Source organism: Desulfurobacterium atlanticum (genome assembly GCF_900188395.1).
In the GTDB taxonomy this organism is placed as follows: domain Bacteria; phylum Aquificota; class Aquificia; order Desulfurobacteriales; family Desulfurobacteriaceae; genus Desulfurobacterium_A; species Desulfurobacterium_A atlanticum.
Window position 1 is genome coordinate 1 of record NZ_FZOB01000011.1, and the last position, 12,230, is coordinate 12,230.

The 12,230-nt window shown below is 36.8% G+C and carries 12 protein-coding genes; 4 read left to right on the forward strand and 8 right to left on the reverse strand.

Going from position 1 to position 12,230, the window contains the following annotated elements:
* Nucleotides 1–173: 173 nt before the first annotated feature.
* The 8 genes from CHB58_RS07175 to pheA are packed head-to-tail and all read right to left on the reverse strand — an operon-like array spanning nt 174 to nt 6,030.
* Nucleotides 174–731, reverse strand: coding sequence for a YqhA family protein (locus CHB58_RS07175; RefSeq protein ID WP_089323431.1), 558 nt, complete (start codon nt 729–731; stop codon nt 174–176).
* Nucleotides 732–777: 46 nt separating this feature from the next.
* On the reverse strand, nt 778–1,032 hold the full coding sequence (locus tag CHB58_RS07180) for a hypothetical protein (RefSeq protein ID WP_089323432.1): 255 nt from the start codon (nt 1,030–1,032) through the stop codon (nt 778–780).
* Between the two features lie 30 nt (nt 1,033–1,062).
* Nucleotides 1,063–1,743 carry a phosphoadenylyl-sulfate reductase gene (locus tag CHB58_RS07185; RefSeq protein ID WP_089323433.1) on the reverse strand — a complete coding sequence of 227 codons (681 nt, stop codon included), beginning with the start codon at nt 1,741–1,743 and terminating at the stop codon, nt 1,063–1,065.
* A 26-nt stretch (nt 1,744–1,769) separates the two neighbouring features.
* A complete protein-coding gene (locus tag CHB58_RS07190) occupies nt 1,770–2,867 on the reverse strand; it encodes a THUMP domain-containing class I SAM-dependent RNA methyltransferase (RefSeq protein ID WP_089323434.1) in 1,098 nt (365 codons plus the stop codon).
* Nucleotides 2,857–3,099 carry a nicotinamide mononucleotide transporter gene (locus CHB58_RS07195; protein ID WP_089323435.1) on the reverse strand — a complete coding sequence of 81 codons (243 nt, stop codon included), beginning with the start codon at nt 3,097–3,099 and terminating at the stop codon, nt 2,857–2,859. The genes CHB58_RS07190 and CHB58_RS07195 overlap by 11 nt, the downstream gene beginning before the upstream one ends.
* A 55-nt stretch (nt 3,100–3,154) precedes the next feature.
* Nucleotides 3,155–4,042, reverse strand: coding sequence for a 16S rRNA (cytosine(1402)-N(4))-methyltransferase RsmH (gene rsmH, locus CHB58_RS07200; RefSeq protein ID WP_089323436.1), 888 nt, complete (start codon nt 4,040–4,042; stop codon nt 3,155–3,157).
* A complete protein-coding gene (locus tag CHB58_RS07205) occupies nt 4,039–4,944 on the reverse strand; it encodes a cation diffusion facilitator family transporter (protein ID WP_089323437.1) in 906 nt (301 codons plus the stop codon). Before CHB58_RS07205 ends, rsmH begins: the two co-directional genes overlap by 4 nt.
* 3 nt (nt 4,945–4,947) lie before the next feature.
* Nucleotides 4,948–6,030: a prephenate dehydratase gene (pheA, locus tag CHB58_RS07210; RefSeq protein ID WP_089323438.1), complete on the reverse strand. Its 1,083-nt coding sequence runs from the start codon at nt 6,028–6,030 to the stop codon at nt 4,948–4,950.
* A gap of 193 nt (nt 6,031–6,223) precedes the next feature.
* Here pheA and mfd point away from each other — a divergent pair, with 193 nt between their 5' ends.
* Genes mfd through CHB58_RS07230 form a run of 4 tightly spaced genes read left to right on the forward strand, consistent with a single transcriptional unit; the run spans nt 6,224 to nt 12,229 of the window.
* The gene (gene mfd, locus CHB58_RS07215; protein ID WP_089323439.1) at nt 6,224–9,418 is read left to right on the forward strand and encodes a transcription-repair coupling factor; all 3,195 of its coding nucleotides are present in this window, start codon (nt 6,224–6,226) and stop codon (nt 9,416–9,418) included.
* Entirely contained in the window at nt 9,402–10,562 is a 1,161-nt protein-coding gene (locus CHB58_RS07220) for a nickel-dependent hydrogenase large subunit (protein WP_089323440.1), read from the forward strand. Before mfd ends, CHB58_RS07220 begins: the two co-directional genes overlap by 17 nt.
* 11 nt (nt 10,563–10,573) lie before the next feature.
* The gene (locus CHB58_RS07225; RefSeq protein ID WP_245807362.1) at nt 10,574–11,308 is read left to right on the forward strand and encodes an NADH-quinone oxidoreductase subunit B family protein; all 735 of its coding nucleotides are present in this window, start codon (nt 10,574–10,576) and stop codon (nt 11,306–11,308) included.
* A gap of 12 nt (nt 11,309–11,320) precedes the next feature.
* The gene (locus CHB58_RS07230; protein WP_089323441.1) at nt 11,321–12,229 is read left to right on the forward strand and encodes a Coenzyme F420 hydrogenase/dehydrogenase, beta subunit C-terminal domain; all 909 of its coding nucleotides are present in this window, start codon (nt 11,321–11,323) and stop codon (nt 12,227–12,229) included.
* Nucleotide 12,230 lies beyond the last annotated feature (1 nt).

The window sequence follows — 12,230 nt, forward strand, 5'->3', positions numbered from 1 at the left end:
GGTATGAATGGGAGAACGCCTTTTGAGGTTTTAAAGAGTAAGTGGGATTGTTTGTTTAATCTTAATGTTGCTTGTTTCCCTGTTGTGCTGCTTGAGGATGTTTTTGTGGTGGCTAATAGGCTGGGGGTATTGGAAAAGGGTGGGGAGAATGTGCTCACCCCCTACCGAAAAACCTATTTTGCGTGTTTTCCTGTAAAATAAACGGTAAGCGCTATGGTTAAAATAGCACCACCAAATACTAAAAGGTCCATAGGAGTAGAATAAGCAACTCTCTGAGCGTACTTAAAAAAGGTAACGATAAGTACCATTAAAACAACTTTTGCAAGCTTTGTTTTTAAATCCTCCAGGGACTTAATGTTAAGAATTTTAACATTATCAGACACTTCTGCAGGCTCAAGCTTGCTTACGTAAAGTTCATAGAGGCCAAGTGAAAAAATAATCATTACTGTAGCTATCAGATAAATATCAACGGCAGTTATAATGTTACCTATAGCATATTTGTAGTAATTTGCATCATAGTCCATAAAATTTTCCATAGTCTTTACAAATACCTTAAAAATCTTATTTGTCCCTATTATGAAAAGGGCAAATGAGGCACAAAGAGACGGAATAACTGCTATAAGAACAAGAAGACGGCTTGCCCATAACGCCTTTTCAAATGTTCTTTCAAGGAAAGGCCTGTCTTCACATAAACAATCCTTCTCTTTTGTTTCAGTTCCTTTACCTTCCATAATAAAACTTCTCCCTAGTAAATTAATATTGCTACTATTAGCATATTTAAAGGTCAAGCAATTGAGCTTCCCTTTTCATAAGTCTATTAAACAAAGTATCCCAGAAATAGTTGGAAGACTTTCTTACTGCAGCACTTACGTTTGAGTTATAAAATTTTTCAGAATCTTCAAGCTCTCCGCTTAAAAGGTCAAAAAGAGTATCTTCTTTCAACGCCTTATCTATCTTATCCTGATTGTATAAAAAGAAGTCTGCAACTACCGTTCTTGCAAGTCTTTCCGCCTTCTTTAAATCTTCCTGCATAACTTCCTCCATTAAAATCTATCAACAATTTTACTCTATTTTTTCTGTAAAAGTATGAATTCCACATTCTGTTTTACTTTTTCCCTTCCACCTTCCTGAACGTTCATCAGAAGACATAGGTAAATCGGTACATGGCACACAACCAAAACTTGTATAACCCCTATCATAAAGAGGATTATACATAAGACCGTGCTTGCTAACAAAACCCCAAACCTCTTTTCTGCTCCAGTCAGCAAGAGGATTAATCTTTATAATATTCCTTCCGGAAGGAAGTTTATGAAACTCTACCTTTTTCAAATTACTTCTTGTCTTTGACTGGTCTCTCCGCATACCTGTAATCCATAAATCAACACTCTGAGTTTCAAGAAAAGTTTCAAGAGGCTTAACCTTTCTCAAAAAACAGCACTTATCAGGGTCGCTATTCCATAAGTTATCTCCATAAAGTTCTGCCTGCTCTTTCAGGGAAATTTCAGGCTTTATAATTTTAAGATTAATATTAAATTTACTCCTCACTTCCTCCATAAACCGGTATGTTTCCTTAAAAAGCAACCCGGTATCAATAGATACAACCTCTATGTCAGGTTTTATCTTTAAAGCAAGGTAGATGAGAACAACTGTATTTATACTGAAAGAAGCGGTTAAAATCGGATATCTGGCTTTTAAAATAAAAGTCTCCATTAAATCGTAAGCGGATAATTTTTCGTAATCCAAGGCACCGATACTCCCTTAATTAAAAGTTAACCTCTATATAAACTAACCCTTATTCCCCCGTTTGAAAAGGTCAAAACCTTCCTGCACTTTAAACCTGTCACCCGGGCAAGTTTTTTATCAGGAGAAAGAAAGGCTACTTTCACCGCAGGAAAACTTTTCCTTAGCCACTCTCCAAACCGTCTGTAAACAGAAAAGGTATCTGCAACTATCCGCTTGCCGTAAGGCGGATTGGTAACAACATAAGCTATTTCCGGTAAACCATTTTCTGGAAGGGAAGCCTTTCTAAACTTTATACTAAGATTGAAAAACTTCATATTTTCAACAGAAGCTCTTATCGCATTTTCAGATATATCAAAGCCAAAAATTGAAGGGATTTCAGTTTTTATTCTGGATTCAAGTTCAGTTTTAACAGAATAAAAAAGAGTTTCATCAAAGTTTTTCCACTTCATAAAAGCAAATTTTCTCTTTATTCCCGGAGGAATGTTGCCAGCTATCATCGCCGCTTCTATGGGAATCGTCCCTGAACCGCAGAAAGGGTCAACAAGAGGTATCTTTCTATCCCATCCTGAAGCAAGAACAATCGCTGCTGCAAGATTCTCTCTTAAAGGAGCCTGTGTTTCAACAACTCTATAACCTCTTTTATATAAAGGTTTCCCGGAACTGTTAATACTTACAGTGCAAAAATCGTTTTCTATTTTTACAATTAAAGAAGTTCCCTCATCTTCAAATTTTGCCTTTTCAATTGTATGTTTTAATCTATTATTTATCCCTTTTAAAACTCTTTCAGCAACAGCATCAGAGTGGTAGAGCTTTGATTTTTTACAGGTTACCCTTATCTTAACCTTCTGAAAATATGGGAAATAGATATCCCATGGATACCTGGCAATTCGTTTTACAAGTTCAGCAAATGTTTTCACCCTGAAAGAAGCAACTCTTACCAAAACACGGTTAGCTGTTCTAAGACAAAGATTTGAAAGATAAAGTTCCCTGAGACCTCCCCTAAACTCAACACCACCGGGAACTACTTCTCCCTTTATTCCGATGTTTTCAAGCTCTGAAAGGGTAATTTCCTCTATCCCCGGCTGGGAAACGGCAAACAGTTTTAAAACCGTTTTATTTTCCATTGCCAAAAGTCCAGTGAATGATACCTACAATCTCAACGATAGCGTAAATTATTGAACTTGTTAAAATGCCATACTGCTTTGTCTTAAAAGCATATACAGCATAAAGAGTTGAAGCACAAAGAGCAACCATAAATCCGATATTCGGATAGCCAAGTGCTGTAATGAATAAACCTGTAACGCCAAAAGCCGAAGCAACTATCTCAAGGATTTTTTGACCTTTCGTTCTTTCCATAAATACTCCCTGTATAAAATTTGCAAAAGGAAATTTAGGTTGAGGATGAATGAAGTCAAATATTAATTTTCTCTCCAGCTCTCAACTTTGCACTTCTTGCTGCAGAATTTGTTTTTATCTCTTCATCAGAAGGAAGTATTGGTTTTTTTGTTACTATCTTAAGATCTTCTCTACTTTTTAAAATGTTTTTAACTATTCTGTCTTCAAGTGAATGAAATGTAATAACAACAATTCTTCCACCCTCTTTAAGTCTTTCAACAGCTTTTGGAATTCCCTCTTCTATACTTTCAAACTCTTTATTAACATAGATTCTTATAGCCTGAAACGTTTTTGTAGCAGGGTGTTTTTTTCTTCCTGCCCAGAGCCTTTTAGGTATAACCTCTTCAACTATCTTTGCAAGTTCAGCGGTTGTTCTTATAGGTTTAATTTTACGCCTTTTAACTATCTCCCTTGCTATTTTTCTTGCAAACCGCTCTTCTCCATACTTGAAAATTATATCTGCAAGTTCCCTCTCTGAAAGGGTATTTACAACCTTTTCTGCTGTTAATTTCTGTGTTCTGTCCATTCTCATATCAAGAAAATCATCTTTCCAGAAAGAAAAACCTCTATCTCCCCTAAGCTGGAAATGGGAAACACCAAGGTCAAAAAGAATCCCATCAACAAAGTCAACACTTTCCTCATCAAGAACAGCATCTATCTGGGAAAAGTTTGCATGATAAACAGAAAACCTATCACCGAATCTCTCAAGTTTTTTGATGGCTCTTTCTATCGCTTCCTCGTCCCTATCTATTGCTATTACTTTGTTTTCCGGATTTGCTTCAAGAATCGTCTCTGTATGCCCTCCGCCTCCCAAAGTGCAGTCAACAAAAACACCCCCTTTCTCTGCATTCAAAAACTTAACACTCTCTTTTAAAAGAACAGGCGGATGAAATATCTCACTCATCTATCACTGCCATCAACAATCTTGTGTTCATGGTTTATAGAATCATCAACAGGATCAAGGTGGATTGTAACTTCCCATCTTTTATCAGGATCTATCTCTTTAATTCTCCTTTCAACTTCATCAGCTATATCGTGAGCTTCCTGAAGCGAAATTTCCGGATTAAAAACAAGATGAACATCAACGAAGTTAAAAGGTCCAGCTTTACGAGTTTTGAGAAAATGGTAATCTGTTACCTTTGGTGTTGATCTTATTATTTCTTTTATCTTCTCAACCTTTTCATCTTCAAGGGCTACATCCATCAAGATTAAAACACCCTCTTTGATAAGCTCATACGCAGAATAGATAATATAAAGAGCTATAGCTATACCAAAAATCCCATCAATCACATAAAACTTAGTGAAGTAAACTATCAGCAAAGATAAAACAACAGCCGAGTTTGAGAGAAGGTCGGTTTTATAGTGTAAGGCATCCGATTTAACAACAAGATTCCCGGTTTTCTTTGCCACATACTCAAGGAAAATCACAAGAGCAGCCGTTAAGATTATAGAAATCACCATCACAATAAGAGAAGGGCCAAGGTAATGAATTGGCTCGTTATGAATGATTTTCTTAACAGCCTGATACATTATAAAAAGACCGGACATTGTGATTATTGTCCCTTCTATTACTGCAGCAAGAGCTTCTATCTTACCCAGACCGTAATTAAATCTTTCGCTTGGCGGCTTTTCAGAATTATGAATTGCGAAATAGTTAAACATAGAAACGAAAATATCAAGGACAGAATCCATAGCTGAAGCAAGAACGGCAACTGAACCGCTAATAAGTCCGACAGCAAGCTTTATAACAACGAGAATTCCTGCGACACCACTTGCAATTACAGTAGCTTTTTTCTGAAGTGACATAGCTTACTCCTTAAAACCTTTCGGATATGAACCTAAAATTTTCATAAAACTTGTATCTTTAGCCACCTCTTCAAGAGCTTTTTTGACTCTTGGTTCAGTTTTATGTCCGTCTATATCAACAAAGAAAACATACTCCCACGGTCTCTTTTTAGTGGGTCTTGACTCAATTTTAGTAAGGTTAACATCATAAAGGGCAAACGGCTTAAGAGCATGAAAAAGTGCCCCGGCAACATGTTTCGTGCTGAACATAATGGAAGTTTTATCATTGCCTGTAGGAGTTTCAGAATCCTTCTTGCCTACAACAAAAAACCTTGTAAAGTTCTTTGAAATCTCCTGAATATTTCTCTCAAGAATGTTTAAGTCATATAAAAGAGCTGCTGCTTCACTTGCAATTGCTGCAACACCCTTCTCTTTACTTGCCAGTTCCGCTGCTTTTGCAGTACTTGAAACTTCAATAACTTCAGCATCAGGAAGATTTTCAGCAAGCCATTTTTTGGCCTGTGCAATAGCATGCCTGTGAGAGTAAACTTTCTCTATATTTTCAAGAGAAGTTTCACGGCTTAGAAGGTGAAGATTAACAGGAACAAAAATCTCTCCACATATTTTTAGTTCCGTATCAAGAAACATGTCAACTGTATAATTAACAATCCCTTCTATAGAGTTTTCAACAGGAACAACCCCGTAATCAACCCTCCCTTTATCCACCTCTTCAAAAACATCGGTAATAGAGGTCATCGGCCTCAAATCGGAAGAGGTGCCAAAATGTTTCAAAGCGGCAAGGTGAGTAAACGTAGCGTAGGGACCGAGGAAAGAAACCTTTGTCGGTTCCTCAAGTGCCCTGCAGGCTGAAATTATCTCTCTAAAGATGGCCCTAATAGATTCGGGAGGAAGAACACCATAATTTTTATTTAGCTCTTCAAGCTTTGTAAGAATCTCAGCTTCTCTTTCAGGGACATAGAACGGAAGTCCTTTTTTTCTCTTTACCTCTCCTACTTCACTGGCAAGTTTTGCCCTTCTGCTTAAAAGGTCTATAATCTGTCTGTCTATCCCATCAATCTCTTTCCTGAGCTCTTCAAGAGTTCTCATCCAACTATCTCCTTCTGTTAAAAGGACAACTTTTCCTTTTACACGTTGAACACTTTCCAGATTTTATCCTGAAAATTGCAAAAACCGCAGTAAGAAATATTATAACTAAAAACAGATTTTCAATCACTAAAACCTCCTTACAGGATTAAATGTAAAATATACTCCCAAAAACCAGGCAAGCAGGAAAATAGAAATGGATGAAAGGCTGTTAAAACTTGTAACAGGAAAGCTTAAACTGAAAGAAAAAGTAAAATGCTCCGGGCTTCCTGGAGCATCTAAAGCGCTCTTTATAAAAGAGCTACTTTCAAAAATAAACAGGCAGGTTTTAGTTATAACCCCTTCAGAGCCACTTGCAGAAGCTCTTTATCATGACCTTGAAAGGGAAAAAATTAAAACTGTCCATTTTTCAGCATGGGACACATCACCATTTGACATCGCTTCTCCATCTGCACTTTCCCAGTTCAAAAGATTACATGCCCTTCACAGATTAATGGAAGAAAAAGTAGAAGTTGTTGTTGTAAGTGTGGAAAGTCTGCTTCAAAAGGTGATACCTCCTGAAGAGCTGATAGAGGTAATCTTTGAAGTAAGAAAAGGAGAGGAAATAGACAGGGATACACTTTCGGAGTTTTTATCCTCTGCAGGTTTTACAAGAGTTGATGCTGAGCCTGACGAAGGAGAGTTTATACTTAAAGGAGACCATCTTGTAATTCAAACCCCTGAAGAAAAAATTTCTGTTGAATTTTTCGGAGATACAGTTGAAAAAATCACAGTAAACGGAAAAGAGACACAGAGCTATGTTTTAACACCAATTTATGAAATGATACCTGATAAAAAGAAAATGAAACCGATAAAAGACCTCTATCCTGAAGTTTATGAGAAACATCTTCTCTTCCCTTCAATAAGTGGTGGAGAAAAGCTACTTCCGTTTATATTTGATTTAACTCCTATTACAACCTACCTTAACGATTTTTTAACTGTAACTATTGAAACTCACCAGTGTAAAGCCATTAAAACTGATCTTATAAAAAATTATGAAAACGACTTCAGGCTTTTAAAGAGAGAAAACATACCGGTAGCAGACTTTGAAGATTTTATAGAATCGCAACTTCCTGAACCTGAAATTGAAATATTTGAAAAGGAAAAGTGTGAAATAGATTTTGAAATTTCCCCGATGCCACCAATAGACGTTGTTGAGGCGGAAGAGATTTTAAAATCTGTAAAAAATGACAGAATAAAAGTTATCTACTCAACAGAAAGCTTGAAGGATGAAATTGAAAAACTGCGGAAAAAGTTAACCCTGCAAATTGAGATAGAAAAAGGCATCTCTTCTGGAGGATACAGAATCAAAAATAAAAATTTCACCTTTCTTACAGAAACTGAAATATTTACTCCTGTTAAAGAAAAGAGCGTTTTTACCCTTACGCCTGGAGAACTTGTAATCCACAGAGATTACGGTATAGGAATATTTAAAGGAATAACAAGTAGAGATATAGCCGGGAAAAAATTTGACTTTGTTGAAATTGAATATGACAGAGGAGAAAAGCTTTTTGCCCCATTTACTCAGATAGACAGAATATTCCCCTACACAGGATATAAAGGAAAGAAACCGAAACTTGACAGACTCGGTGGAACTTCCTGGAAAAATCTTGAAAGAAGGGTTAAAGCTTCTCTTATAAAGTTTGCCCAGCAGCTTGCTGAGCTTTATAAAGAGAGGAAAACGTCCTCTGGAGAAGCGATAATCGGTGACAGGCAGCTTTTAAAAGAGTTTGAAAGTGCATTTCCCTTTAAAGAAACAGAAGACCAGCTAAAAGCAATAAGGGATGTTTATAAAGACATGGAATCGGAAAAGCCGATGGATCGCCTTATATGTGGAGATGTAGGATTTGGAAAAACGGAAGTGGCGATGAGAGCTGCGATGAAAGCTGTTTCTGACGGAAAACAGGTTGCACTCCTTGCACCTACAACAATCCTTGCAGAGCAACACTACAGAACATTTAAAAAGCGTTTTAAAGGATTTCCTGTAAAAATTGAACTTATTTCAAGATTTAAAACAAAAAAGGAGCAAAAAGAAATTTTAGAAAAGGTAAAAAGCGGTGAAGTGGACATTTTAATAGGAACCCACCGAATCACATCGGATGACGTTGAGTTTAAAAACTTAGGTCTATTAATAATAGATGAAGAACACAAGTTTGGCGTAAAAACCAAAGAGAAAATCACATCGTTAAAGAAAAATCTTGATGTTCTCTATCTTTCAGCTACACCCATACCGAGAACTTTATACTCTGCAATCTCTGGTTTCAGAGATATTTCTGTAATAGAAACACCGCCTGTTGGACGGAAAGGAACAAAAGTTTCTGTAATGAAATATTCTGACAAAGTTTTGAAAACTGCCATAGAGAGAGAACTTGAAAGAGAGGGACAGATTTTCATAGTTCACAACGACATCTCATCCCTTGAAGAGATAAGACAGAAAGTTGAAGCAATGTTTCCTGACACCCCGGCTGAGATAATCCACGGCCAGATGAGAGCTGATAAAGTAGAAAGAATTATGCACCGATTTATTGAAGGTGAAATCAAAATACTCATCGCAACATCCATTATAGAATCCGGTATAGATATACCGTCTGCAAACACATTAATAGTTATAGGAGCTGAAAATTTCGGACTTTCCCAGCTTTACCAGTTAAAAGGAAGGGTTGGTAGAGGTGTTGAAAAGGGATACTGCTACCTTCTCACATCACCAAAAGCAAAACTTACAAAAGACGCTGTAAAAAGACTTGAAGCGATAAAAAAAGTCTCCCAGCTTGGAGGAGGATTCCAGCTTGCACTTAAAGACCTTGAAATAAGGGGAGCTGGGAACCTTTTAGGTCCCCAGCAGAGCGGTTATATAAACTCTGTCGGGCTCGATCTTTATATGAAACTGTTTTCAGAAGTGTTAGAGGAGAAAGAGCAGGAAAAAGATGTTAAGTTAAATGTTCCCGTGGAAGCATTTATCCCTGAAGATTACATTCAGGATGCAAAAGAGCGGATTAAAATTTATTCAGAGCTTTCAACAGCAGAAAATCCCCAAACTCTTCTTTCAAAGATGGAAGAGCTTTACGGACCGATACCAGACCCTGTTGTAAACACTTTCAAGCTTTTTAGAATAAAGAAACTTGCAAAAGCTCTGGGAGTAATGGAACTTTCCCTTACTCCATCTGGGAAACTTATTCTTAAATTTGGAAATGATATAAACATTGACCCTGAAAAGCTTGTTGAATTTGTGAAAGAGAAGGAAGCAACCTTTACACCGGAAAGAATACTTTATATAGATTGTGGCACATCCCTTGAAAATGTTGAAGCAACTCTCAAAGAGCTTAAGGAGAAAACCTGTGATAAAAAAGCTTGAGATAGAACCGATTCCACTTACAGAAGGTCATTCTAAATTGGTGTTAAAGGTTGAGGATGGGATAATTACAGAAGGGTTTTATTACGCCCTCGTTCCTGTAAGAGGATTTGAAACGATGCTCCTTGATAAAGAGGCAACATTTGCTCCCATAGCAGCTTCAAGGATATGCGGAATGTGTCAGGCTGTTCACAGTATAGCAGTATCAAGGGCTGTAGAAAACGCCTGCCAGATAGAGGTTCCTGAGAAAGCAAAAAAACTAAGAGAGGTAATAAATCTCTCTGTTAGAGTCTACAACCACCTCCTTCATCATATTCTCATTTCCGGAAATATTTTTAAAAACGACAAAGAGCGCTTTGAGTTCATAAAATCGGTGCAGAAAATCAGAAAAACAGTATCTTCTATTCTTGAAATCGTGGGAGGCGGAACAATCCATCCTTCAAACATAGTTATAGGTGGCATCTCTTCACCGATAGAAAACAGTGTGAAAGAGCGGCTTCTTAAAATGATAGAAGAGATAAAAAGCCTTGCAGAAACAGAAGTTAAAACATTTATAGAATATATAGAAAAAGTCTGGAAAGAAAGAAATCTTCCTGAAACCTTAGGGAAGCACAATTTACCGTTTTTCTCGCTAAAAGATTTAAAATCCTCCAGTCTAAAAGAAATATACCCTCAGGAGATATTTGAAGAACTTCCACTAAAAAGGGAAGCTACAAACACAACTATACTCATAAACGGAAAAGGAGCAGAAACCGGTGCAAGGGCAAGAAAAGTAACAGATGGAAAATTTAAACCTAAAGGCGGAATAAAAGAACTCCATATACTAAGAGCACAGGAGATAGTTCCATCCATTAAAAAAATAGAAGAAATCCTTGAAAAAGATACGTTTGAAAAGGAGATAAGAAATCCAACATTTCCAACATCTGATAACGAAACTGTTGGGATAGGAGCAGTTGAAGCACCAAGGGGTGTAAATATCCACAAAGTTAAAGTTGATAAATCAGGTAGAATAACATATTATAAAGTTATGGTTCCCACCGCTATAAACATGATAGCGATAGCTGAATCTTTAAAAGGGGAAAGAGCTGAATATGCAGAAATTATAGTGAGAGCCTACGACCCGTGTATCGCCTGTTCAACCCATTGAAGAGGTAGAGATTGATATACTCTTTCAATGAATTTGATGAAGATATAAAAGTTAAGCTTGGTTTTTTCCATCTATCAAGCTGTTCAGGGTGTCAGATAGCATTTCTTGATATGTTTGATGAACTAACAGAAATTCTTGATACTGTTGAAATAGCTTACTCAAATCTTTTAACAAATAAAAAAGAAATTCCAAAAATAAACGTTGCTTTTGTTGAAGGTTCTTTCTCAATAGGATTTGAGCCACATATAAAGCTTGTTAGAGAGATAAAAGAGAAAGCTGATATCGTTGTTGCCGTCGGCGGCTGCGCCGCTTTTGGCGGAATAAGAAGACTTAATGTGGGAGCTCAAGCTCCACAACCATCTCATCAGGCATCTATACCAATAACCGAACTTGGAATGCTTAAAGGAAAGGTAAAGTATGTAATTCCCGGTTGTCCTCCGAATCCTTACCTTTTGTATAGATTTCTGCTTGCCCTTCTGGAAATTGATGAGGATTTTCTGCAACCTTTTGAACACATGGTATTTTCAACATTTGCCTCCGGCTATGACATTTTAACCGAAGTTGTAAACAAGGGACTATGCACAGGCTGCGGAACATGTATTTGTGCCTGTCCAACAAAAGCGATAGAATTCAGTAGAAAAACACAGCGTCCAATCTTCAATAGAACACTTTGCGTTGGTTGCGGTTCCTGCCTTGCAGGATGTCCACAATCGTTTAAACCTTATCCTCAACCAGTTTATGAGTAATGGAGGAATTGAATGTTCGGACTTTATAGACAATTTACTATAGGAAGATACACAAAAGCTTTTCTTATAAAGGACAAAAAAAGCTGCACTTCACGTAGCAATTTAAAGGCTATTTTGAAGGAAGCTTTCAAAAAAGGCTTAATAGACAGTGCTATCGGAACTACTCTTGAAAAAAACTGCGAAAACCCGTCAGTAAAGCCGGTATTTATTAAATCCCTAAAAGAGATTGATAGCTTTGAACCGTTCTTCTTTATCCATGGAGGGCAAAATTCCATTTTGAAAGAGATAACCCAAAAGTATAGTTTTGAAAAACTCGGAGTTATAGGACACTCCTGTATTCTTGATGGAATAAATAAGATGCAGTACTACGGAATAGGAAGCAACTTTGCTGTGCTTAAATTTTCTCTAAAAATAGGAATAGGATGTATAGGTGCACTGTCCCTTGAAGGTATGAATTGTCTATTAAAGGAGAAAAAACTTCCGCAGTGTGATTTTGATGAAACTTTCTTCAAAAAGGGGAGAGTATTCATATCTAAAAAAGAGCCGTTTGCATTTTCAATTGAAGAGTATTACTATTATTTGAATGAGGGATGCAAAGTGTGTATGAATTTATCCTCCAGAGGAAGTGACTTAACATTTGTTCCATATATGGAAGATGGATATTCTCTCTGTTTTGTAAGAACGAAAAAAGGGCTTAAACTATTTGAGAATCCAGATTTTGAAGTTAAAGAAGCACAAGAGCGCAACATAACTGAAGTTGAAGAAACAGTAAAGCAGGTTTTAAAAAAGAACATAGAAAACGTTCTTGAAAGAGCTGAACTTGGAGTTCCATCAAACAAATGGGATGGAAATAGGTTCGGTAAATTCAGTGCTTTATGGAACAACATATACGCTGAAAATATAGAAGAGGAGGTGTTTTAAA